Below are 23,403 nucleotides of genomic sequence, written 5' to 3'. Positions count from 1 at the left end.
ACCTGCAACTCTCTACCGTACGAACCCCTGCCGGGAACGCCGCATTTTGATGACTGCGGTGAGCGTGGCCGGGACAGTCGACGATCCTGAGCCTGAGGAGGCCAGCAATGAAACCGCTAACCGAGACGGAACACCCTGACGAGCCCCGGCCACCCGGGGAAGTCGAGCGCGACAATGATGCGTTGCGGCCCACCGACCCCAATCGCCGCAAGGAACAAGGCAAAGGCACCGCCAGCGGGGAATCGACGGCGCAGGAGACGGCTGACAATTCCTGATGATTATTCAAACATAACTTTCACACAGTTCTGACAGTAAGTTTATTGGTCGGACGGTGAATTCGAGAATTGGGTTGCATGATATTTAAAGTGACATCCTGTTAAATATAATGTCGATAAATTTCATGTTGGTTTCGGCGATTTATCTTCAAACCTATATTAAAATAGAGTTCGTTCGCCCAGTGTCATGGCTCTTTACCAGTGCATGGATTGCCAAGGCCATTGCACTGGGCGAACCCCTCTTCATCAGTCATTGCCAGGTTATGCGGCGTTCACAGGGTCGCTCTTTTTTGTCGTTAAATTCCGAGTGTCATCTCTACTTGTAGATTGCCTGGTTTGCACAATTGAAAATTGCACCGTTGGGACTGAAACGAACCGACCGGGCTGATGGTCAATGAAACAGGCACATCGACCCGGAGCGGCTACAACATGAAAATCCTGATGGTTCTGACGTCCCACGACCAGTTGGGTGACACCGGCAAGAAAACCGGTTTCTGGCTGGAAGAATTCGCTGCACCGTATTTTGCCTTCAAGGATGCCGGTGCCCAGTTGACCCTGGTGTCACCGAAGGGCGGTCAGCCGCCGCTGGACCCCAAAAGCGACGAGCCGGATGCGCAGACCGCCGCCACCGAGCGCTTTCGCAAGGATCCTGCGGCGCAATCCGCCTTGGCTTCAACCGCGTTGCTGAGCAGCGCCAGGGCCGAGGACTACGATGCGGTTTTTTACCCCGGCGGCCACGGCCCGCTGTGGGACCTTGCCGAAGACAAGGTGTCGATCGCACTGATCGAAGCGTTCTACCAGGCTGGAAAACCGGTCGCGGCCGTCTGCCATGCGCCGGGTGTGTTGCGTCACGTCAGGGGCGCGGACGGCCAGCCGCTGGTCAAGGGCAAGCGGGTGACGGGCTTTACCAACTCCGAGGAGGAGGCGGTGCAACTGACCGATGTCGTACCGTTCCTGGTTGAGGACGTGCTCAAGGCCAACGGTGGCCTCTACTCCAAGGGCGACGACTGGGCCAGTTACGTGGTGACTGACGGGTTGCTGCTGACGGGGCAGAACCCGGCGTCTTCCGAGGCGGTGGCCGAGGCACTATTGGCGAAGCTGCGCTAACCCTTCGCCAAAGAGCTACGGTGCACGGCCTGAAGTCAGGCGAAACACTGCTCGATTGAACGGCGCTGCGTTTCGGCGTACAGCGCCAGTTCATCAATGGTCGAGCGTCCCAGGGCCTGCTCGAAGGCGTGGCGGTTCGAATGCTCACCGTAGTGGCTTTGCGCAGCGTCCCCAAGGTTGGACTGAAAAATCCCCGCCGCACTGACCGGCAGGAAATCCTCGTAAACCAGCGGTTCCACCCGCAGATAGCCATCGCGTAAAAGGTCCTCCAGCGCCATGGTTTGCAGCGCTCCCGCAGCCCGGCCCTTGTCCGTCACGAAGTAGCGAAAATACGCCAATTCTTGCTGGCGCATGCCCTCGAGCGTGTCAGGAAACTCGCTGAAATGCCGCTCCATCAGCGTGTTGTAGCGTGCGGCGTTGCTTTCGTTGGGAAATTCGCCGAGTTCATCCCGGGCCGCGTTGAGCAGGCGGTCATACAGTGCGCGACCTTTGGGGGTCAGCGCGGCGCCCCGTTGTTCGATTTCGCCAAAGCGGGCGCTATGGCTGCCGCGACTGTCGGCTTGATCAGTAAAGGCGATCGGCTCATCCAGCGCCTTGAAACTGGTCTGGCGCAGCAAAATCGGACACTGGCGACGGGGTGGGCCTTCGACCACCGCCTTGGGGGTGATGCCGTGGTCGGGCATTTGTGCCTGTACGATATCGATGTCCAGGGTGCGCGGCGTCAAGTGGTTGATGTGGGGGCCCTTGAACGCCACCACGTCGGCGATCAGGCGATGTTGCGCGCTGAGTTTTTGATACTGCTCGGCGGTGACGGTGGCGCTGTGGTGCCAGCGGAAGGTTTCCAGCGCCTGCTCGACGAACTGTTGCGCCTGCGCTTCGCCGAGGCCGCCCTCGCGTTCGGCGCACTCGATAAGGTGCAGCGCCGCCGGGGTGAAGATCCTGCGATTATCCAGTACCGCCTGGGCGAAGGTGCGCAGTGCCTGATCTTCGATCAGCTCAAGGCGTAGCAATGAGGTGAACACCCGAAACGGGCTGACTTGCAATGCGGCTTCGTGCACCGCGCGAAACGCGGTCGAATGCACCGGCACCCCCGCCGGGGTCAGGTCGTAGTAGCCAACGGGCTGCATGCCCATGACCGCAAACAGGCGGGCCAGAGTGGCCAGTTCATCAGCCGTACCGACGCGAATTGCGCCATGGCGCTCCAGGTCCAGGCGCTGTATTTCGCCGGTACTGTCCAGTTGCCGGGCCACTTGTGGATCGCTTTGCAGCACGTGACGGTTGGTTTGCTCCACCAGTTGCATCAGCGCGCCGTACAGCGGGACCTCTTCGCGGTACATGTCGGACATCGCTTTGGAGAAGCGTTGGCGGATCAGGTCGGGGCTGACGAAGCTCGGATGGCTCATGGAAGGTTTTCCTGGCGCTGGCGTGAAGGATGGGCAAAAGATCGCAGCCTTCAGCGTCCCCGACAAACGAAGAATCTTCCGAACTTCATTCTGTCACGGACTGCAAACAGGGGTCAGACGGGCAAGTGCGAGCGTTGGGATGCCAAAAATTCTCCATACAGTCGCGCCGTGTGTGCGGGCTGTTCGACCATCGGCATATGCCCGACGCCTTCGCCGATCTCCACCCGCAGGTCGGCAATGCCCTTGCTCCAGACCGCCACACTGCTGACATCGATCAGCCGGTCCTTGCGCCCCCACACCAGCAGGGCCGGGCACTTGATATCGGCCAGTCTTGGCTCCATCGGCGGGCTGGCGCGAAAGTCCCTGAAGATTTCCTCCAGCTCATCGCGAGACTGTTGATAGCGTTGGGCGAAGGCATCCAGCACCACCCCCGGCACCCAGGGCGGATTGGCCATGGTCATGGCATAGAACTGGCGGAATTCCTCCCGGGAATGAATCAGGAACGGGTTATGCCCCTTGCCCAGCTGCCGCTCCAGATCACTGATCTCCGGTGCAGTGACGCCGGCCGGGTCGATCAGCGCAACCGACGCGATGCGGTCCGGGTAGTGGGCGGCAAGCCAGGCAGCCATGTAACCTCCCATGGAGTTGCCGATCACATGCACTTTTTCCACGCCGCAGACGTCGAGCAGCTGGATCATGCGCTTGGCCTGGAGCGGGATGTCGTAGCCGCCGCCGGCCTTGAACCCGGTTTCTCCATGGCCGGCAATATCCGGGATGATCACCCGGTACTGGCCGACAAAATGCCGGGCGAAGCGCAGCCACAGGTTCTTGTCGGCGCTGTAGCCATGCAGCATCAGTACGCTGCTGGTGGCCTCGTATGGCCCACCTTGCCAGGTCGAGACCGTCATTTCGGGGATCGGCACGACGATCTTGTGCAGCCGGTACAGCTTGGCTTCGATGGCGGTGCTCAAGTCATACAGCAGGTAACCGATAGCGGGGTAGCTCAACCAGCTCCAGGCCACGAAAACAGCGATAGCGACAACCAATAAAAGCATCAGCGTCTTCCTTCTATCTAACGAATCAGGAGAGCAGGTGATCGGCGGGTTTCAGTGCCCGGGTGAGCCGGTGATAGCTGAAACTGAACCCCGGAAACATGGCGATTACATGACCGCTCTTGCTGTGATACCAGCTGTGGCAACCGCCAGACTTCCATACCGTGCGCTCCATTTCTCTGTGGATCATTTCAGTGTAGGTACGTTCCGCCTCGGGGCGCACCTCGATGCTGCGTAAACCCTGTTTTTTTAACGTGCCGATACAATCGAGAATGTAGTTCATCTGCGATTCGATGATGAACAGTGCCGAGGTGTGGCCAATTCCGGTGTTGGGCCCGGTGACGATAAACAGGTTGGGAAAGCCCGGCAGGCTGGTGCCGAGGTAGGCCCGGGGGTACTGGGCCCAGACATCTTGCAGGCGCGTCGCGTTCTTTCCGTAGACCGGGTAGGAAATCACCCCGTCGGTGGCGTCGTAACCGGTGGACCAGACGATCAGGTCCAGATCGAGGTGCTGGCCATCGCTGGTCACGATGCCGTTCTCGTCAATACGGGCAATCCCTTGTTCGCGGCTGTGCAGTGTCACATTGCTGCGCCCGAGCGCCGGGTACAAGGTGCTGGAAACAATCACCCGTTTGCAGCCGATGGCGTAATCCGGGGTCAGCTTGCGCCGCAGTTCGGGATCGGCCACCTGGCGCTTGAGAAAACCCAGCGCCTGTTGCTGGACCAGGCGGATCGCCGGCCGGGAGTACTTGAACGCAATCACCCGGGTTTCAAATTGCCAGTAGATCATCCAGCGTAGCAGTTTGTAGGCCGGCTTGAGCCCCAGGAGCCAGCGCTGGAACCGGCCAAACCGGCGATCTGCCCGGGGCAGCACCCAGTGTGGCGTGCGCTGGAACACATGCAGCTGCTGAACGTGCGGCGCGATCGCCGGGATCACCTGGGCCGCACTGGCGCCGCTGCCGACAATGGCCACGCGTTTGTTGCGGTAGTCGTAGGCGTGGTCCCACTGGTTGGTGTGAAACGTCTTGCCCTTGAAACGTTCCTGGCCTTCGAAGCGGGGCACCACCGGCTGGCTCAGCGGCCCGGTGGCATTGATCAGGAACTGCGCCTGGAACATCCCCCGCGAGGTGTGCACCACCCAGCGCCGGTTGTCATCGTCCCATTCGATGCGCTCGACATTGGTTTGCAGTTCGACCTTGTCCCGCAAGCCGAAATGCTCGATCACGTACTCGGTGTAGCGTTGCAGTTCGGCCTGTTCGGCGAACATCTGCGTCCAGCGGTACGGCGCAAAGGACAAGGAATAGAGCGGCGAGGGCACGTCCACCGCAGCGCCGGGGTAGGTATTCTGGCACCAGGTCCCGCCAAAGAAATCCCGCCGTTCCAGCAGGCGGAAATCTTCGATACCGGCCTTGAGCAAATTGATCGCCGCGCACTGGCCGCCGAATCCGCTGCCGATGATCAGCACTTGAAAGGTTTGCATGGACTTCCTTTTTTGATGGCGAGCCCCTTCATGTATAGCCAAACATTCGGCCCACGCCGGCCATCAATGTCGGGATATTCAGGCCGCCAGCCGGTGATGGCTATTTAACGTTGCCCTGTTAGACTTCAGCACACACGCAACCCAGGTGTCAGCAGGTTCTGTTCAGTGGCACAGAGGCCCCATGGAAAAATCGGGAGTCAAAGGACTTTCACTGGCACGCAGGCTCTACACCTCGCGAACGTTAGGCCTGGCCCTGGGCCTGTTGTGCGTGGCCGCAGCCATGTACCCGCTCGATCCGCCGCATTGGGTCTGGGCGCTGATGCTATTCAATGGCCTGGTCTGGCCACACGTGGCTTATCAATGGGCCCGACGCAGGAAAATTCCTTACCACGCCGAACAGCGTAACCTCCTGGTGGATGCCTTTCTCGGCGGATTCTGGGTCGCCGCCATGCACTTCAATCCGCTGCCCAGCGCCGCGACCATTTCCATGATGGCCATGAACAACGTCGCAATTGGCGGGCTGCGTTTCCTGCTGGCCGGTACCGGGGCGCAGATCCTGGGCCTGGGCGTCGGCCTGCTGATCTTCGCCCCGGCCTTCGTGCCTGAAACCAGCCAACTGCAGTTGTACGCCTGCTTGCCCCTGCTATGCCTTTATCCCTTGGCGCTGGGCTGGATCTGTTTCCGCCAGGCCCACACACTTGGCCAGCACAAACGTGAGCTGCTGGCGTTGAGTCGCACCGACAGCCTCACCGGCCTGCTCAACCATGGCGCCTGGAAAGACCAGCTGGAACTGGAGTTTCAACGGTGCCGCCGGCAGGGCAAGGGCGGGGCGATCGCGTTGATCGACATCGACCACTTCAAGGCGATCAACGACACTTATGGGCATGTGGCCGGCGACATCGTCCTGCGCCAGCTGAGCAAAATGCTCCGGCAGAACCTGCGGGTAACTGACCTGGCCGGGCGTTACGGCGGTGACGAATTCTGCGTGATCCTCCCGGACCTGCCCCTGAGCAGCGCGGCGGCGGCCATGGATGTACTGCGCGACCGTTTTGCGAAATTGGGCCATGAACAGGACCCGGCGCTGAGGGTCAGCCTGAGCATTGGCCTGGCAGCATTGAACCCGGCTCACACGGACGCCACCTTGTGGCTCAATGATGCGGACCAGGCGCTGTATGAAGCCAAGACCACGGGGCGCAATCGGGTTATCTGCAGCAATGACAGCCAGTCTGAGTGGGAATTGCTGGATTCGGTATAGCGACTTCGGATGCGTGGTGCTGTAACCGCATCGCGAGCAAGCTTTGCTCCGTCAGGGATAGCGCCAAAAGATCGCAGCCTCGTTGCACTCGACAGCTCCTACACAGCTCCTACACGGCTCCTACACGGCTCCTACGCAGCACCGGAGGCCGCAAACCCCGCCTCGGTCACTCCTTGACGCTCATGAACTCCTCAGCCCAACGAATATATTCCTCAGGCTGGGTATAGGTATGGGTCAACTCGGTAGCACTCAAATCCGATGCCTGAGTGAAAATCTGCCGCTGCTCACGCAGACTGTCATAGGTCGCCTTGATCGCCGCAAAATACGCCCCATGCCCATCAATCGTCACCCGCACACCCAACTCGGCCAGGCGCTTGTCATCACGCAACAGCGGGTTGCCATAAGTCACCAGCATCAACGGCACAGTCAGGTGCTCGGCCAACTGCTCAAGGTGATCAAAATCACGCACACCCACCATGCAAATCCCGTCCGCCCCGGCACGTTGATATTGCTGAGTGCGGCTGATGATTTCCTGGACAGGCAGAATGCCGGCGTTGGTCCTGGCAATAATCGCCATCTCCGAATCAACCCGGGCTTCCAGCGCCGCGCGGATCTTGCCGACGCCCTCGGCGACCGTGATCAGGTCAGTGGATTTGCGGCCGAATTGCGCCGGCAGCAGCGTATCTTCAATGGTCAGGGCGGAGATTCCCGCGCGCTCCAGTTCAACGATGGTGCGCATCACATTCAGCGCGTTGCCATAGCCATGGTCGGCGTCGGCAATCACCGGCAGTTGGGCGACGCGGCCAATGCGCGTGGCCTGTTCCGCGAACTCGCTAAGGGTGATCAAGGCAAAGTCGGGGGCGCCCAGGACCTGCAGCGATGCGACCGAGCCGCCGAGAATGCCCACTTCGAAACCCAGGTCTGCGGCAATGCGCGCCGACATCGGGTCGAACACCGAAGCGGTGTGGTAGCAGGCATTGGAGGCGAACAGCTCGCGGAAGTTACGCCGTAAATCTTGATGAGAGAGCCTGGACATATGAGTTCCACCATTGAAATGGACGGGCTTGAGCAAAAGTGTCAACGCCGAAGAAACAAAAGGCTATCACGCGAGCGCAGGAAGAATGATGACGAATTTACCGGATGCCCTGGCAAAGCCCTTGCCAGGGCCGATCAGGCGGCGGCCGCCTCTCGCAGCGGGTCGACCAGTGGCACGGCGCGTACCGAGTCGCCGGGTTGCAGTTGCAGGCGCTTGGCAGTGAGACGATCGACCACCAGGCTGCCGTCCACCTGCTGCCCATGGGCCGCAGTAATCCGGCAGTTTTCCAGGCGGCGATTGTGGATCAGCCAGAGCGGCGCCTGCTCGTCCAGGCTGCCGATGGCCAGCGTCAGCGCCTGGCTGTCGCGTACCGTGCGGATGTCGGACACCGGGGCCTCGATGACCGGCCCGGCGTCAAAGATGTCGATGTAACCCTGATGGGTAAATCCTTCGGCGGTGAGGATCCTCAGCGCCGGTTCGGTGTTCGGGTGGGCCTTGCCGATCACCGCCCGGGCCTGCTCGGTCAACAGGCAGGTGTAGAGGGGCTGGCGGGGCATCAGTTCGGCGATGAAGGACTTGCTGCCCATGCCGGACAACTGGTCGGCATGGTGGAAATCCTTTCTGAAAAAGTGCCGGCCCAGGCTGTCCCAGAAGGGCGAGCAGCCATCGAGGTCGGCATGCCCCCGCAGTTCGGCAATCAGCCTGTCGCCGAACAGATGGGTGAACTCGGCCACAAACAACAAGCGTCCCAGTGACAGCAACCTGCCGTTGCTGCCCGAACGCAGGTCGGGATGCAGGAACAGCGAGCAGAGTTCCGATTGCCCGGTCATCTCGTTATTCATGACCAGTGTCGGGATCTGACGCTCGATCCCCAAGTCTGGCGACGAGCTGTGTGTCATTGCGACCCGATAGTTGTACCAGGGCTCGCGCAGGCCTACGGCGCCCTTCAAGGCGCTCACGCCGACGATTTGCTGCTCGTCGTCCTCGAGCACGAACAGGTAATCGGCATCAGCGCGTTCGACCTGCTCGGCAAAGGTGCGCCGGGCCCAGCGCACCCGGTGCGCCAGCCGATCTTCGTTGGCCGCAAGGCTGGTAAACCCGGGACCGGCCTGGCGGACCAGCGCCAGCAGGGCAGGCAAGTCGGTGGCGCTGACCGGGCGCACGATCATTGCGCCGCTCCCGAAGTCTGTCCTGGGGCGATTCGTCGAAGGCTGTTCACAGCGCGACCACGCGGATCAGGCTGCCGGCGTGCACATTCAACGCGGCGCACAGCTGCGGGGGCAAGGCCACAGGTTGCCCGGCACGCACGTCCAGGTCGGCAACGATCGCGCGGAAGTCCCTCAGCGAATCATTGCTGACCAGATATCGGCCGCGCGCATCGATGGCGGCAACCGGTCTGACGCTGGCAGTGAATCCCCGGGCCACCGACCGGGTGGCGCAAAGAGGCGCATGCAGGGTCGGCCCACCGTCGAACAGATCGACATAATGATTGGTCTTGAAGCCCTCGCGTTCGAGAATATCGAAGGCTTCCTGGCCATCGGGATGGATGCGGCCGATGCACGCCTGCGCAGCCTCGGGCAGCATCGGCACATAGATCGGGTAATGCGGCATGAGCTCCGCCAGGAAGGTCCGGCTTTGCAGGCCACACAGGCGCTCGGCCTCGGTGTAGGGCAGGTCGAAAAAGTGTTTACCCACCGCGTCCCAGAACGGTGAATGGCCTTCATCATCGCTGAACCCGACTATCTCGGTAATCACCGAGTCGGCAAAACGATGGCGGTGAGCGCCGATGAACATCAGGCGAGCCCGTGACAGCAATTCGCTGAACCGGCTCCCGACCAGGGTCGCCTCGACATGAAAGCCGCGCAGCAAGGTGTGCCCGCTCAGGTCGTGACACAGTGACAAGGCGGGTACGGCATGTTCGACGTTGAGTTCCCGCGAGGCGGCGGTGTAATCCCGGTGACGCAGGCTGTAGAAGGGCGTTTCAAAACCCGCCGTGGCGAGAATTTCCGAACAGCCCATCAGGCGTTGGGTATCGATGTCTTCCAGCACGAAGAAGTAGTTCTGCGGTCCTTGCACGGCGGCGTCTTTTTCAAATGAATCGCAGGATCCGATAATCCGCTCGCGCAGGCGTCCGGTGTCGTCGGGCAAAGACGTGACGCCCGGCAGGCTGTCACGGGCAAGTCGTTGCAGCTGGGGCAGATCGCTCAATTCGACTGGACGCAAGACCAGCATGGATGCACTCCTGTATCAAAGGGTCGGGTGACAAGCACCCGGCCTGACTATCACTGTCGGTTTCCACGCATTGCAGGGGCGGCTCACCTGATCGTTATCAGGCGCCACTCTTCATGTTTTTCAGTTTTCACGACGCTGGCAGGGTCGCGGCGAGTCGTTAAACGCGCTCAGGCCGGCAGCGCTATGCCACAAAGGTCACGGGGTGAAGGAGATCATTATTCTAAAGATTCAGAGGGGGCATCCGGGCTCCTGCTGGATGTTTTTTCGTTTAATTCACAGTTGATGAATCCAGTATTTATGCAACGCGCCGTGGCTGTCTAGTGATTTTTTCAGGGCTTTTTGCTTCCCTCGGACACGGCGTGAGGCCTGTCAGTAAAGGCCTACAGACATGGTCGTAGTTCGTGTAGGCCACTTGCCAATCCGTGTGTCAGACACTGCCGTGTTGCACCCAAGAAAACGCCTGCAGACTAACCGCGGCGTGTTACCGTTTCCTGACTTTTTGCAGCGAGCATTCCCAATTGCGGGCGACCCGTTTGACCTTGATCTGCCATGCGAGAACCGTCGCACAAAAGTTGGCGCGGTTTCCTACAAATGAGCCGTTGGAAATGGATTGGCAATCGGCACAGGGTTCCCGCAGTCGCCAATTCAAAACGTCGTCAAGACTCCTGTCTGCCCCGGAGTTGCGCGCCCGGCAAACCGCTGGTTTATTCGGCCGTGAAGTGGAGACTGTGGAGGCGCTGCGCGACTGCGACTTCGGTCGGTGGTGCGGCGCGCAGATTGATGACGTGCACGAGGCCGAACCCCAGGCGCTGCAGGCCTGGCTCCAGGATGCTGATTCGGCGCCCCATGGCGGCGAATCGGTCGCCGCGCTCACTCGCCGGGTGGCGGCCTGGCTGACCGCGCTTGAGGCGACACCCGGGCACATAGTGGCGGTCACCCATCCATTCGTGATTCGTGCGGCGTTGACCTGGGCCCTGAAAAGCTCGGCGTTTAACCAGATTGATGTTGAACCGCTGTCGATCGTCGAGCTGCGGTTCAACGGGCGCTGGCGTTTTCGTTTAACAGGCGATGGGCATGAGGAATCGCAGCCATGAAAAAACTCCTGGTGATTGGCATCGGTGCCGGCAACCCTGACTACATCACCCTGCAGGCGGTCAAGGCGCTGAATAGCGCCGATGTGTTTTTCCTCATGGACAAGGGTCAGAGCAAGGACAAACTCATCGACCTGCGGCGCGACATCTGCGAGCGCTACATTACCCACAAGGCCTATCGTTTCGTCGAGGCCCCAAGTCCCGAGCGGGAGCGGGGAGAGGTGGACTACAGGGCCAGCGTGGAAGACCTGAACCTGGCCAGGCAGTCGACCTTTGAGCGGCTGATCCATGAGCAGATGGCCGACGACGAGTGCGCGGGTTTCCTGGTGTGGGGCGATCCGGCGTTGTACGACAGCACCATCAGGATCCTCCAGGCGATCCTCGATTCTGGCCGCTGTGAGTTCGAATTTGAAGTCATCCCCGGGATCACCAGCGTCCAGGCCCTGTGCGCCCGGCATAAGGTGCCACTCAATCGCATTGGCCAGTCCATCGAAATCACCACCGGGCGTCGTCTGGCGGCGGGGCAGGTGAGCGATGCCGACAGCCTGGTGGTGATGCTCGACGCCCAGGATGCCTACCACCAGGTGGCAGATCCGCAGACCGAGATTTACTGGGGCGCTTATCTGGGGACACCGGATGAGCTGCTGATCCACGGCAAGCTCGAGGACGTCGCGCAGGAAATCGAGCGGGTGCGCAAGGCGGCTCGGTTGGCCAATGGGTGGATTATGGATACCTACCTGTTGCGCAAGCCTTGAATCAGGCGCCGTCCATGCCGGCCCCTTCGCGAGCAAGCCCACGCCCAAACCGCTCCCGATACACCGATGGCGGCACCCCCACGACACTGCGAAACGCCACCCTGAAGCTTTCTACCGAGCGGTAACCGCAGCGCTCGGCAATCTGCTCGGTATTCTCCCGGGTGCCTTCCAGCAACTCCCGCGCCCGACCCACCCGTTCATGTTGCAGCCAGGCCTTGGGCGACAGGCCGGTGGCTTCGGTGAAGCGGCGCAGGAAGGTGCGCTCGCTCATGGCCGCTTCACTGGCCAGGTCGCGCACCTCCAGCGGCTGGTGCACGCGCTCGCGGGCCCATTGCATCACTCGCGAAAGATCACTGCGCGCCGCCACACTGACCGGCGCCGGAATGAATTGCGCCTGGCCGCCGGTGCGTTGCGGCGACATCACCAGGCGCCGCGCCACCGAGTTGGCGACCTGGGTACCGAAGTCCCGGGCCACCAGGTGCAGGCAGGCATCGATACCGGCCGCACTCCCGGCCGAGGTGATCAGTTGGCCTGCATCGACGTACAGCACCTGCGGGTCCACCAGAATCTCGGGAAAGCGCTCAGCCAGTTCGCTGCTGTAGCGCCAATGGGTGGTGGCGCTGTGGCCATTGAGCAAGCCGGTGGCCGCCAGCACGAACACCCCCGAGCAGATCGACAACAACCGTGCGCCCCGTGCATGGGCCTGGCGCAGGGCCGTCAACAGCGCCTCGGGTACCGGGGCACTGCGGTCGCGCCAGCCAGGGATGATGATGGTGCGGGCCTCTTGCAGCAGTTCCATGCCGCCATCGGCCAGCACCCGGAAACCGCCCGTGGCGCGCATCGGGCCCGGGTCCACGGCGACAATGCAGTGGGAGTACCAGGGGAAATCGAACTCCGGCCGGGCAAGGCCGAAGATCTCCACGGCAATGCCGAACTCGAATGTGCACAGGCCATCGTAGGCCAGGATCGCGACCGATCCAGGGGCGGAATGCATTTGGCGGAAACTTCCCGGTAAGTGTCTTGTGCGCCACTGTAGCCCGAAGCGAGCTGTCGATAAAGTCATCCCACACCCCTCAACACCCAGGAGTACTGCCCATGACCAGCCTCGTTCGTGAAATCCCCGCTGCACCCTCGGCCGTCGCCCTCATGCATTTCAGCAATCGCCTGACCTTCGAGACCGATTGCTCCGACGTCTACGGCAGCCAGGCGGCCGGTGAAGTGGATTTCATCCTGGTCGACGTCCGCGGGCCTCGGGCGTTCGAGCGCGGTCATGTGCCGGGGGCGATCAATATCCCGGGGCGATTGCTGACGGCTCAAAGCCTGGCGCACTACCCCAAAACCAGCCTGTTTGTGGTCTATTGCGCCGGCCCGCATTGCAATGGCGCGAACAAGGCTGCCGTGAAGCTGGCCGCGCTGGATTACCCGGTCAAGGAGATGATCGGCGGGGTGACCGGATGGCTGGATGAGGGATTTGCCCTGAATGTTGCCGTGCCGCGCGTCGTCACCCCGGGCATTGGCTGCGAATGTTGAGCCCGCCAGCAACCCGATAAGTGCACCGCGCCACCGGCCATTTGGCCAGTTGGCGCGGATCTTCCACACTGGATCATCACGCTGATCATTCTTGCAGTGTTCTTGTAAATATTTGTCGCCTGGACGTAATTTAACGGCTTGTAGCCGCTCTAGACTGCCGGCCACTTCGGTTTTTTCCAACCGAAAGCGACCAATCGAACGCTGCCAATAAAAACCTCCGCACACAGGAGTTGTGAATGAAGAAGCTAGTGATGTTCGGTGCCCTGGCACTGTCGATGCTGTCCCTCGGCGCCGTGGCTGATGACGCCAAGCCGATCCGTATCGGTATTGAAGCCGGCTACCCGCCATTTTCCATGAAAACCCCTGACGGCAAACTCACCGGTTTTGACGTGGATATCGGCGACGCATTGTGCGAGCAGATGAAGGTCAAGTGCACCTGGGTCGAGCAGGAGTTCGATGGCCTGATCCCGGCGCTGAAGGTCAAGAAAATCGACGCCATCCTGTCGTCCATGACCATCACCGACGACCGCAAGAAGAACGTCGATTTCACCATCAAGTACTACCACACCCCGGCACGCTTCGTGATGAAGGAGGGCAGCGAGGTCAAGGATCCGCTGACCGAACTCAAGGGCAAGAAAGTCGGTGTGCTGCGCGCCAGTACACATGACCGCTTCGCCACTGAAGTGCTGCAGCCTGCCGGCATCATCCTGGTGCGCTACGGTTCGCAGCAGGAAGCCAACCTGGACATGGTGTCCGGTCGCCTCGACGCGATGCTGGCCGACTCGGTCAACCTGGACGACGGTTTCCTGAAAACCGACGCAGGCAAGGGCTTCGCGTTTGTCGGCCCCACCTACGAAGACGCCAAGTATTTCGGCGGCGGCGCAGGTATTGCAGTGCGCAAGGGCGATACGCAACTGGCGGAAAAATTCAACACCGCCATCACCGAGATTCGCGCCAACGGCAAGTACAAGCAAGTGCAGGACAAGTATTTCAATTTTGACGTTTACGGTCATTAATCAAACCGTTTAAAAAAGTGGCAACCGTTAGCGCGGTTGCCATTTTTTTTGTCACGTGCGCAGATCCAGAGACACGGAGCTTCAACATGCAACGCATCGACCATTCACTGCCCTGGAGCCACCTGGGCACCGAACGCACCCTCAGTGTATTTCGTTACGGCGAGGGCACGCGCAAGGTGTACATCCAGGCCAGCCTGCATGCCGATGAATTGCCGGGCATGCGTACCGCCTGGGAATTGAAGAAGCGCCTGGGCGAACTCGAGGCCCGGGGGCAGCTGCAAGGGGTGATCGAACTGGTGCCGGTGGCCAACCCTATTGGCCTCGATCAGCATGTGCAAGGCAGTCATATGGGCCGCTTTGAACTGGGCAGCGGCAAGAACTTCAACCGTTCGTTCGTCGAACTGAGTGCACCGGTCGGGCAGTTGATCGGTGAGCGGTTGGGCACCGATGCCGGCGCCAATATCGCCCTGATTCGCCAGGCCATGGTCCAGGTGCTGGACGGCTTGCCGGCCCCCATGTCGCAACTCGAAGCCATGCATCGCCTGCTGCTGCGCCATGCCTGCGATGCCGACATTACCCTCGACCTGCATTGCGATTTCGAGGCGGCGATTCACCTGTATGCCTTGCCGCAACACTGGCCGCAGTGGCAGTCCCTCGCGGCTCGATTGCAGGCTGGTGTGGCGCTGCTCTGCGAAGATTCCGGTGGCAGCTCGTTCGACGAGTCCTGTTCGTCGCCCTGGTTGCGCCTGGCACGGGCGTTCCCTGAAGCGGCTATTCCACCTGCCAACCTGGCCACCACCCTGGAACTGGGGAGCATGGGCGACACCCGGGTCGATCAGGCACAGGCCAATTGCGAGGCGATACTGGGCTTTCTCGGCGAGCAGGGTGTGATCAAGGGCCAATGGCCGGCAGCACCGGACACATGCTGTGAAGGCATGCCGTTCGAGGGCACCGAGTATCTGTTTGCGCCTCATCATGGCGTGGTGAGTTTTTTGCGCGAAGCGGGCGAGTGGGTTGAAAAGGGCGATCCTTTGTTCGAAGTGGTGGACCCGTTGAATGATCGGGCTACCACGGTGTGTGCCGGGACCAGTGGCGTATTGTTCGCCATTGATCGCGGGCGGTACACCCAGCCGGGAACATGGCAGGCGAAGGTGGCGGGGCGCGAGCCGATTCGGATCGGGAAGCTGATCAACGACTGATAGCCAGGTTCTGCGGTGGGTGCAAGTCCGCTTCGCGAGCGGGCTCGCGAGGGCGGCTTGAACAACATCGAATACCTCACAGTGTTAGGCTTCAATCCAATCCTGCACCTGTGAAGGAAGGTTTATGTTGAAGTTTTTCGCTCTGCTGACACTCCTGGCGTCCGCCGCCGTCCACGCGCAAACCCCGCTGCAAGCCGATCTGCCGCTCAAATACCTGGAGCAAACCCACGCCGATTCGCGCAACCTGCCCCTGGTGATTTTCCTCCACGGCTATGGCAGTAACGAAGAGGACCTGTTCGGCATCAAGGATCAATTGCCCGAGCAGTACAACTACCTGTCGGTACGCGCGCCGATGGTGATGGAGGAAGGCAGGTACCAGTGGTTCCGCCAAAAAGGCCAGGGTGCCTACAACGGCGAAACCGATGACCTGAAGAACAGCAGCCAGGTTTTGCTGGACTTCATCACCCAGGCCGCCAGCAAATATCGGACCGCACCGAACAAGGTGTTCCTCGTGGGCTTCAGCCAGGGTGCGATCATGTCCTACGAGGTGGCGCTGCGTCATCCGCAGGCGCTGGGAGGCATCGCAGCGCTGAGCGGGCGTATCCTGCCGGTGCTCAAGACCGAGCTCAAGACCGAGCTCAAACCCGATGAAAAACGCCAGCAGCTGGCGATCTTCATCGGCCATGGCACCGCAGACAAACGCTTGCCTTACGTCGATGGCACAGACGCCAACAGCCTTCTGCAAAGCCTGTCGCTCAAGCCCCAATTTCATGCCTACCCTGGGGTGGGTCACAGCATCAGCGCCGCCGAAATGCAGGACTTGAACGCCTGGCTACAAAGCCTCAACCCTTAGGTTTACTTACCGCTGAGCATCCGCTTGATCAGGGTTTCATGCGCCGCCATGTCGCCGGGCCGGGAAATCACCCGGACCACCGCCATGTGGCTGCCAGAGGCCGCCATCAGCGTGGTGTTGAGGGTTTGCCCACCCCCCTGGGTGGCCGTGCTGTCGACCTGGCGCACACCCAGGCCGGTGCTTTTGAGGGTCAGGCTTTTCTCGCTCAACTTGTTGTAGTCGGGAAGGGCCGTGCGCTGCGCCGCGTCAAAGTCCGCCGCAGTGCCGTCGAGAAAGGCGCCGTCATTGTCCTTGACCTTGAGACCCTCGGGCAGGGTGTTTTCTGCGGCGATCACCACGGTCTTGGTGGTTTCGTTGGCGTACATGGTCCCGCTGGCCCCCGAAGAGCTGGCCGGCAATGGCGTGGCGACGAAGCCTTTGGGCAGGGTAAAGATGAACTTGCCGCCCAGCATCGACACCTTCTGCGACGATGCGGAACTGCTGGTGGCCTTGGCCGCCTGAGCATTCAGGGCCCCCAGGCTGGCAGCGACGGCCAGCAACAGGACAACGGCTTTGTTGCTCAACAATGACATTCGGAATCTCCAGGGATTGTCGCGCGTCAGCCGCGAACGGTTCAGACGCGATCATCCCATGCCGCGTGCAAGTCACTCCAGTACCGGTGCTCGGCCAGTCACTCGTCGCAAGCCTGGGCGCGCACGCTGACCGCAGGTTTTGCCAGCAGGCGCCGGGTCACACCGAGCATGGCCACCGAGACTGCGACGCCGAGGGCAAATGCGCTGAGGCCCATTGTCGGCAAGGCCATGGCCAGGACCAGGCAAAAGGCGGCAAACGAATACATGCCAGTCGCCGTGGCGCGCAGCAACGCAGCCGTGAAAGCCGGCCCACGGGTTTGCTGGGAGAACACCGCCATTACGCTGCCGAGCACCGGGAATACCGCGAGCAGACCGCTCCAGCGCTCGCCCACGGTACTTGCCAACAAGGTGACCGCCAGCGTCAGCAGGGCACCGGCGACCATGCGCCATAGCAGTCTGTCAGACTTGGGGGCGGTGCCTGAGATCACGGGCTGCACCGACGGAAACAGATAAGGCGCCGCCAGCAACGCGCTTGCAGCGGCGATTGTGGAAAACACCAGGGACGCGGGGATCGACGATAACACCACCGCCAACATGGCCCACACGGCTAACGAGAGACTCAGCGCGGTCGGCCAGTTGCTGCGCTGTGCGACCTGGGCATAGGTGACGCAAAAGGCGATCATCGCGAACATGGCCGATAACGCGGCGGTGGCCGAGCGGGCGGCAAATGCTTCGCCTTGTTCGATGGCCAGGAAGAACAGAATCGGCCCGACCACCACTGGCAGTCCTGACAGCCACCCGGCTACGCTGGGGCCCCAGCGTTTGCCCGCCAGGGAGATGAGTAGCAGAAATCCGGGAATGACCAGCAGTTTGAGCAATAGCACGCACGCGTCTCCATCCTGTGTGAGACTGCCACGTTAGCATGCGCCAGACGGATTGTTGTATAGCTTTGCGTTTTTTGTATACAACATTCAAAGCTTGTACAGTTTGGGTTTTGGCGTATAAATTTTGGGCATCCTCTGCGCTGAATCGAGCCCATCATGAATCGCTCCCGATCCATTCTGCGTCATAGTTTGTGGCTGCTGGCCTTGTTGGCCGGTCATGCGCTGGCCAACTGGCAGGAGTCGTTGCCTGGGGCGCGGATCATCGGTGCCGGCGAATTTCGGTGGTTTGGCTTTGATGTCTACAACGCCCGCCTGTGGAGTGCAGCCAAGCCTTTGGCGAGCGACCAGCCGTTTGCCCTTGAACTCATTTACCAGCGCAAGATTTCCCGGGATGACCTGGTTCAGGCCAGCGTGGATGAAATCAGGCGCCTGTCAGGCGAGTCGGTGAGTGCCGCGCAACTGGAGGCATGGCAGGGGCAGATGCAACAGGCATTTGTCGATGTGCAGGCCGGAACGCGGATCACCGGGGTGTATCTGCCGGGGCAGGGGGCGCGGTTTTACGTCGGGCAGCGCTTGCAGCACGAGGTGAACGACCCGGCATTCGCCCGGGCGTTTTTTGATATCTGGCTGGACCCGCGAACACGCAATCCGCAGTTGCGCGAGCAATTGATGGGAGTAGCCAAATCCCGGTAGGCGCTGCCGCAGGCTCGGGCCGCGATCGGACGATTTTTCAATTTTGCTTGCAAGCGCTCCCAACACAGACAAGATCCCCGTAGGAGCTGCCGCAGGCTGCGATCTTTTGATCTTGCTTGCAAGCGCTCCCAGCACAGACAGGATCAAAAGATCGTCCGATCGCGGCCCGAGCCTGCGGCAGCTCCTACAGGGAGATGTTTGATTGATGTGTAGAGCTCAGGGATCGTTTTGTTGATGTGGAGCAGGGGACCGTTGATGCGTGGAGCCCGGTGCGACAGCTGTCACACCGGGTGTGTTGCCAGGCTGCGCGGTTCTTCGTGGGTCCCCGCGCCGCCTGTTGAACGCTTTACGCCCGCTCGATGGCCAGCGCCACGCCCTGGCCGCCACCGATGCACAAGGTGGCGAGGCCTTTCTTGGCGTCACGCTTGATCATTTCATGCAGCAAAGTCACCAGCACCCGGCATCCCGATGCGCCAATCGGGTGGCCGAGGGCGATGGCGCCGCCATTGACGTTGACCTTGTTCATGTCCCAGCCCAGGTCCTTGGCCACCGCCAGGGATTGCGCGGCGAAGGCTTCGTTGGCTTCGATCAGGTCCAGCTGACCGATCGACCAGCCGGCCTTGTCCAGGCAGCGGCGAGTGGCCGAGACCGGGCCGATGCCCATGATCGCCGGATCAACGCCCGCATTGGCATAGGCAGCAATTTTTGCCAGCACGGGCAGCCCCAGGGCTTTGGCTTTTGCCGCGCTCATAAGCATTACGGCCGCGGCGCCATCGTTGAGCGACGAAGCATTACCGGCGGTCACCGAACCGTCTTTTTTGAACGCCGGGCGCAGTTTGCCCAGGGTGGCGGCGCTGGTGTCGGCTCGCGGCTGCTCATCGGTGGCGAACGACAGCGGTTCACCCTTGCGCTGGGGAATCAGGATCGGCGTGATTTCATCGACAAAACGTCCGCCTTCAATGGCGGCCGAGGCTTTCTGTTGCGAGGCCGCGGCGAAGGCGTCCTGTTGCTCGCGGGTCAGGTTGTACTGCTCAACCAGGTTCTCGGCGGTGATGCCCATGTGGTAGTCGTTGAACGCGTCCCACAGGCCGTCGCTGATCATGGTGTCGACGATTTGCGCGTGGCCCATGCGCAGGCCGGTACGGGCGCCGGGCATGACGTAGTTGGACAGGCTCATGTTCTCCTGGCCGCCGGCGATCATCACCTCGGCGTCGCCGCAGCGAATCGCCTGGGTGGCCAGGTGCAAGGCCTTGAGGCCCGAACCGCAGACCTTGTTCAGGGTCATGGCTGGCACGGTGAACGGCAGGCCGGCCTTGATGGCGGACTGGCGCGCGGGGTTCTGCCCGGCGCCGGCGGTCAACACCTGGCCCATGATCACTTCATCCACTTGCGCCGGGTCGAGCCCGGTCTGCGCCAGCAACTGACGGATCACTGCGGCGCCCAGGTCCACGGCGGACACACTGGCCAACGCACCCTGGAAGCTGCCAATGGCGGTACGGGTGGCGGCTACAATTACGACGTCTTGCATGGAATTATTCCTCACTGCGCAGCGAACTGCATTTCCGGAACGTGATCGGGCACGATCAGTTTACCCGCGGTCTTGGCGACGATTTCCTCGACGCTGACACCCGGTGCGCGCTCCTTGAGAATGAACGCACCGTTTTCGATTTCAAGATAAGCCAGGTCGGTCAGCACGCGCTTGATGCAACCGGCACCGGTCAACGGCAGGCTGCATTTCGCCAGGAGCTTGGACTCACCGTCCTTCGAGGCGTGGGTCATGATGACGATGATGTTGTCTGCACCGGCCACCAGATCCATGGCGCCGCCCATGCCCTTGACCAGCTTGCCGGGAATCATCCACGAGGCGATGTTGCCTTGCACGTCGACTTCGAAGGCGCCCAGCACGGTCAGGTCGACATGCCCGCCGCGAATCATCGCGAAGGACTCGGCCGAGGAAAAGATCGACGCACCGATGCGCGCGGTCACGGTTTGCTTGCCGGCGTTGATCATGTCGGCATCGATGGTTTCTTCGGTCGGGAACGGACCCATGCCGAGCAGGCCGTTTTCCGACTGCAGCATGACTTCCATGCCTTCGGGGATGTAGTTGGCGACCAGGGTCGGGATGCCGATGCCCAGGTTCACGTAGAAGCCGTCCTGCATTTCGCGGGCGACGCGTTGAGCCATTTGTTCGCGGGAAAGTGCCATTGTTGTTATTCCTTCAATTCGGGCCGGGGGCAGGTGATCACTTACGCACGGTGCGCTGTTCGATGCGCTTCTCGAACGTGCCGCAAATGACCCGGTCGACGTAGATGCCAGGGGTATGGATCTGCGCCGGATCCAGCTCGCCGGGCTCGACGATTTCTTCGACTTCGACCACGGTGATCTTGCCGGCAGTGGCCGCCAGCGGGTTGAAGTTCTGCGCGGTGTGGCGATAGATCACATTGCCGAAGTGGTCGGCTTTCCAGCCTTTGACGATGGCGAAGTCACCGGTGATGGACTCTTCCATCAGGTACTGGCGACCGTGGAATTCGCGCACTTCCTTGCCGTCGGCGACCGGTGTGCCGACGCCGGTGGCGGTAAAAAAGGCTGGAATGCCAGCGCCGCCAGCGCGCATTTTTTCCGCGAGGGTACCCTGGGGCGTCAGGACGACTTCGATTTCGCCTTTGAGCAGTTGGTCTTCGAACAGTTTGTTCTCGCCGACATAGGAGGCTACTACCTTGCTGATCTGCCGGTCTTCCAGCAGCACGCCCAGGCCAAAGCCGTCGACGCCACAGTTGTTGGACACCACAGTGAGGTCGCGTGTGCCTTTGCGCTTGATCTCGGCGATCAGGTTTTCCGGAATCCCGCACAGACCGAAGCCGCCGGCGATGACGGTCATGCCGTCTTCGAGACCTGCCAGCGCTTCCTCGTAGGAATTCACACGCTTGTCGAAACCTGCCATATGCACCTCTTTTATTCTTTATGGGCGGCTGGCTAGCCGAATGACTGAAGTGTCTCGCCGCAAGATTGATTTGTTAAGTTGATTTTTAGCAAGTATTAATAGATAAAACTCACTAATAGGTTTCCATTTGCCAAGGCCACTCTGCACTGTGGGAGTAAAGCTTGCTCGCGATAGCCATTCCGGGGGCGCCATTGCACGCAGGCCATGCACTCACAAGCTTGCAGCTCAAGTCTCGAGATTCCAGGAGCCAAGCGACATGACCGTCAAACAGATCCGCGCCTTCCTCGCCGTCGCCCAGAGTCTGAGTTTCGCCGTAGCCTGCGAGCGCCTGCACTTGTCGCAATCAGCGCTGAGCCTGACCATCAAGGCGCTGGAAGAAGGCCTGGGCGGGCGCTTGTTTTCGCGCAACACCCGCAACGTCGCACTGACGGCCGAAGGTGAGGCACTGGTGCCCCTGGCGCGGCGCCTGATCGCCGACTGGGACAACGCCGAAGATGAGTTGCGCCAGCGCTTCACCCTGCAGCGCGGGCGAGTCACGCTGGCCGCGATGCCCTCGTTTGCCGGCAACCTGTTGCCACCGATCCTCAAGACATTTCGTGCGCGTTACCCCAAGGTCAATGTCACGGTAAATGACGTGATCAACGAGCAGGTGCTGGAAATGGTGCGGGATCGACAGGTCGAGCTGGGTGTGGCGTTTGAGCCGACCACCAGCTCGTCGCTGGCCTTCACACCGCTGTACATGGATCGCTTCGTCGCGGTGGTGCCCCTGGATTCACCGCTGGCCCGGCTTGACGATATTACCTGGGAGACCCTGCTGCAGGAACCGTTCATCACCCTGCAGCGCCCGTCCACGGTACGGGTGATGCTCGAGGAGCATCTGCAGGCGCGTGGAATGAAATTGCCGGTGGAGTTTGAAAGCCATCAGCTGGCAACGGTGGGGCGTATGGTTGCCAGCGGGCTGGGCGTCAGCGCGGTCCCGGCATTGTGCGCCGGGCAGATGCGCGAACTGGGTGCGCATTGCCTGACCCTGCATGACCCGGTGATCGAGCGGGCGATCGGGGTGTTGACCAAGCCTGGGGTGGAGTTGTCAGCGGCGGCGCAGGCGTTGTTTGATGTGCTGAAAGAAGAAAACGCGAGTCAACGATGCTCATGAGCTGAAGAGCGTCCAGGGTGGGAGCAACTGTCTTCCCCCTGCCACATCAATGTCGAATGTGCAGACGCCATCGCGGGCAAGCCCGGCTCCCACAGTGGTCTGCGCCGTACATAAATGCTGCGTCCACCCCCACTACCCTGTGGGAGCGGGGCTTGCCCGCGATGGCAATCTCCCTGCCACATCAATATCGAATGTGCAGACGCCATCGCGGGCAAGCCCGGCTCCCACAGTGATCTGCGTCGTACATAAATGCCGCGCCCACCACCATTCCACTGTGGGAGCGGGCTTGCCCGCGATGGCAATCTCCCTGCCACATCAATGTCGAATGTGCAGACGCCATCGCCAGCAGGCTGGCTCCCACAGTGGTCTGCGCCGTACATGAATGCTGCGCCCACCACCATTACACTGTGGGAGCGGGCTTGCCCGCGATGGCAATTTCCCTGCCACATCAATTGCGAATCTGCAGACGCCATCGCCAGCAGGCTGGCTCCCACAGTGGTCTGCGCCGTACATAAATGCTGCGTCCACCACCACTACCCTGTGGGAGCAAGGCTTGCCCGCGATGGCAATCTCCCTGCCACATCAATTGCGAATCCGCAGACGCCATCGCCAGCAGGCTGGCTCCCACAGTGGTCTGCGCCGTACATAAATGCTGCGTCCACCACCACTACCCTGTGGGAGCGGGGCTTGCCCGCGATGGCAATCTCCCTGCCACATCAATTGCGAATCCGCAGACGCCATCGCCAGCAGGCTGGCTCCCACAGTGGTCTGCGCCGTACATAAATGCTGCGTCCACCACCACTACCCTGTGGGAGCGGGGCTTGCCCGCGATGGCAATCTCCCTGCCACATCAATAGCGAATCCGCAGACGCCTTC

General features: G+C 61.1%; 23 protein-coding genes. 11 read left to right on the top strand and 12 right to left on the bottom strand.

All coding sequences use genetic code 11. The features are described from left to right. The first annotated feature begins 107 nt into the window (after nucleotides 1–107). Nucleotides 108–275, top strand: coding sequence for a hypothetical protein (locus tag EQV97_RS13135; protein ID WP_240889041.1), 168 nt, complete (start codon nucleotides 108–110; stop codon nucleotides 273–275). A gap of 429 nt (nucleotides 276–704) precedes the next feature. After that, nucleotides 705–1,382, top strand: coding sequence for a type 1 glutamine amidotransferase domain-containing protein (locus EQV97_RS13130; protein ID WP_240889040.1), 678 nt, complete (start codon nucleotides 705–707; stop codon nucleotides 1,380–1,382). A gap of 35 nt (nucleotides 1,383–1,417) precedes the next feature. Here the strand turns inward: EQV97_RS13130 and EQV97_RS13125 are convergent, their stop codons facing one another. The 3 genes from EQV97_RS13125 to EQV97_RS13115 all read right to left on the bottom strand — a co-directional run bounded on the left by EQV97_RS13125 (nucleotide 1,418) and on the right by EQV97_RS13115 (nucleotide 5,317). Next, on the bottom strand, nucleotides 1,418–2,785 hold the full coding sequence (locus tag EQV97_RS13125) for a VOC family protein (protein ID WP_240889039.1): 1,368 nt from the start codon (nucleotides 2,783–2,785) through the stop codon (nucleotides 1,418–1,420). A gap of 113 nt (nucleotides 2,786–2,898) precedes the next feature. Then, nucleotides 2,899–3,840: an alpha/beta fold hydrolase gene (locus EQV97_RS13120; protein ID WP_045059717.1), complete on the bottom strand. Its 942-nt coding sequence runs from the start codon at nucleotides 3,838–3,840 to the stop codon at nucleotides 2,899–2,901. A 25-nt stretch (nucleotides 3,841–3,865) separates the two neighbouring features. Then, nucleotides 3,866–5,317 carry an NAD(P)/FAD-dependent oxidoreductase gene (locus tag EQV97_RS13115; protein ID WP_122839178.1) on the bottom strand — a complete coding sequence of 484 codons (1,452 nt, stop codon included), beginning with the start codon at nucleotides 5,315–5,317 and terminating at the stop codon, nucleotides 3,866–3,868. Nucleotides 5,318–5,498: 181 nt separating this feature from the next. On the opposite strand from EQV97_RS13115, the gene EQV97_RS13110 reads away from it, so the two are divergent. Beyond that, nucleotides 5,499–6,572 (top strand): diguanylate cyclase, encoded by a 1,074-nt coding sequence (locus EQV97_RS13110; protein WP_122839177.1) that lies wholly within the window; start codon nucleotides 5,499–5,501, stop codon nucleotides 6,570–6,572. 166 nt (nucleotides 6,573–6,738) lie between these two features. On the opposite strand, the gene EQV97_RS13105 is transcribed toward EQV97_RS13110, so the two are convergent. The 3 genes from EQV97_RS13105 to EQV97_RS13095 form a co-directional block, all read right to left on the bottom strand. Further along, nucleotides 6,739–7,608, bottom strand: a complete 870-nt coding sequence (locus tag EQV97_RS13105; protein WP_122839176.1) for an oxaloacetate decarboxylase — start codon at nucleotides 7,606–7,608, stop codon at nucleotides 6,739–6,741. A gap of 134 nt (nucleotides 7,609–7,742) precedes the next feature. Continuing rightward, complete coding sequence (gene astA, locus EQV97_RS13100; protein WP_122839174.1) at nucleotides 7,743–8,777, bottom strand: arginine N-succinyltransferase; 1,035 nt, start codon at nucleotides 8,775–8,777, stop codon at nucleotides 7,743–7,745. Between the two features lie 46 nt (nucleotides 8,778–8,823). Then, complete coding sequence (locus tag EQV97_RS13095; protein WP_240889038.1) at nucleotides 8,824–9,840, bottom strand: arginine N-succinyltransferase; 1,017 nt, start codon at nucleotides 9,838–9,840, stop codon at nucleotides 8,824–8,826. A 518-nt stretch (nucleotides 9,841–10,358) separates the two neighbouring features. On the opposite strand from EQV97_RS13095, the gene EQV97_RS13090 reads away from it, so the two are divergent. Next, entirely contained in the window at nucleotides 10,359–10,934 is a 576-nt protein-coding gene (locus EQV97_RS13090; RefSeq protein ID WP_122839172.1) for a histidine phosphatase family protein, read from the top strand. Beyond that, nucleotides 10,931–11,686, top strand: a complete 756-nt coding sequence (gene cobF / locus EQV97_RS13085) for a precorrin-6A synthase (deacetylating) (protein ID WP_045059725.1) — start codon at nucleotides 10,931–10,933, stop codon at nucleotides 11,684–11,686. The genes EQV97_RS13090 and cobF overlap by 4 nt, the downstream gene beginning before the upstream one ends. A gap of 1 nt (nucleotide 11,687) precedes the next feature. Here cobF and ftrA read toward each other — a convergent pair whose 3' ends face one another. After that, nucleotides 11,688–12,680: a transcriptional regulator FtrA gene (gene ftrA, locus EQV97_RS13080; protein ID WP_122839171.1), complete on the bottom strand. Its 993-nt coding sequence runs from the start codon at nucleotides 12,678–12,680 to the stop codon at nucleotides 11,688–11,690. 101 nt (nucleotides 12,681–12,781) lie between these two features. On the opposite strand from ftrA, the gene EQV97_RS13075 reads away from it, so the two are divergent. The 4 genes from EQV97_RS13075 (at nucleotide 12,782) to EQV97_RS13060 (ending at nucleotide 16,284) form a co-directional block, all read left to right on the top strand. Continuing rightward, nucleotides 12,782–13,216 carry a rhodanese-like domain-containing protein gene (locus EQV97_RS13075; protein WP_122839170.1) on the top strand — a complete coding sequence of 145 codons (435 nt, stop codon included), beginning with the start codon at nucleotides 12,782–12,784 and terminating at the stop codon, nucleotides 13,214–13,216. 236 nt (nucleotides 13,217–13,452) lie between these two features. Next, the gene (locus tag EQV97_RS13070; RefSeq protein WP_240889037.1) at nucleotides 13,453–14,232 is read left to right on the top strand and encodes an ABC transporter substrate-binding protein; all 780 of its coding nucleotides are present in this window, start codon (nucleotides 13,453–13,455) and stop codon (nucleotides 14,230–14,232) included. 86 nt (nucleotides 14,233–14,318) lie between these two features. Further along, nucleotides 14,319–15,431 carry a succinylglutamate desuccinylase/aspartoacylase family protein gene (locus EQV97_RS13065; protein ID WP_122839169.1) on the top strand — a complete coding sequence of 371 codons (1,113 nt, stop codon included), beginning with the start codon at nucleotides 14,319–14,321 and terminating at the stop codon, nucleotides 15,429–15,431. Between the two features lie 124 nt (nucleotides 15,432–15,555). Further along, entirely contained in the window at nucleotides 15,556–16,284 is a 729-nt protein-coding gene (locus EQV97_RS13060; protein ID WP_201148961.1) for a dienelactone hydrolase family protein, read from the top strand. A gap of 2 nt (nucleotides 16,285–16,286) precedes the next feature. On the opposite strand, the gene EQV97_RS13055 is transcribed toward EQV97_RS13060, so the two are convergent. Together EQV97_RS13055 and EQV97_RS13050 are read right to left on the bottom strand one after the other, a co-directional pair. Then, complete coding sequence (locus EQV97_RS13055) at nucleotides 16,287–16,856, bottom strand: hypothetical protein (RefSeq protein ID WP_122839167.1); 570 nt, start codon at nucleotides 16,854–16,856, stop codon at nucleotides 16,287–16,289. Nucleotides 16,857–16,954: 98 nt separating this feature from the next. Then, nucleotides 16,955–17,740, bottom strand: coding sequence for a hypothetical protein (locus EQV97_RS13050; protein ID WP_240889036.1), 786 nt, complete (start codon nucleotides 17,738–17,740; stop codon nucleotides 16,955–16,957). 156 nt (nucleotides 17,741–17,896) lie between these two features. On the opposite strand from EQV97_RS13050, the gene EQV97_RS13045 reads away from it, so the two are divergent. Continuing rightward, complete coding sequence (locus tag EQV97_RS13045; protein ID WP_122839165.1) at nucleotides 17,897–18,433, top strand: chalcone isomerase family protein; 537 nt, start codon at nucleotides 17,897–17,899, stop codon at nucleotides 18,431–18,433. A 346-nt stretch (nucleotides 18,434–18,779) separates the two neighbouring features. Here EQV97_RS13045 and EQV97_RS13040 read toward each other — a convergent pair whose 3' ends face one another. From EQV97_RS13040 to EQV97_RS13030, 3 genes are read right to left on the bottom strand one after another with little or no spacing between them, the layout of a single operon-like run. Next, on the bottom strand, nucleotides 18,780–19,961 hold the full coding sequence (locus tag EQV97_RS13040; protein ID WP_240889035.1) for an acetyl-CoA C-acetyltransferase: 1,182 nt from the start codon (nucleotides 19,959–19,961) through the stop codon (nucleotides 18,780–18,782). 11 nt (nucleotides 19,962–19,972) lie between these two features. Then, nucleotides 19,973–20,638, bottom strand: coding sequence for a CoA transferase subunit B (locus tag EQV97_RS13035; RefSeq protein ID WP_045060542.1), 666 nt, complete (start codon nucleotides 20,636–20,638; stop codon nucleotides 19,973–19,975). A gap of 37 nt (nucleotides 20,639–20,675) precedes the next feature. Beyond that, nucleotides 20,676–21,374, bottom strand: coding sequence for a CoA transferase subunit A (locus EQV97_RS13030; RefSeq protein WP_122839163.1), 699 nt, complete (start codon nucleotides 21,372–21,374; stop codon nucleotides 20,676–20,678). Between the two features lie 256 nt (nucleotides 21,375–21,630). Between EQV97_RS13030 and EQV97_RS13025 the strand changes: the two genes are divergently transcribed. Next, complete coding sequence (locus EQV97_RS13025; protein ID WP_122839162.1) at nucleotides 21,631–22,527, top strand: LysR family transcriptional regulator; 897 nt, start codon at nucleotides 21,631–21,633, stop codon at nucleotides 22,525–22,527. Nucleotides 22,528–23,403: the final 876 nt, after the last annotated feature.

Source organism: Pseudomonas sp. TMW22090, from assembly GCF_022496665.1.
Taxonomy (GTDB): domain Bacteria; phylum Pseudomonadota; class Gammaproteobacteria; order Pseudomonadales; family Pseudomonadaceae; genus Aquipseudomonas; species Aquipseudomonas gregormendelii.
Note: the sequence above shows the minus strand (reverse complement) of the source record. Positions and strands in the feature narration are given on the sequence as shown.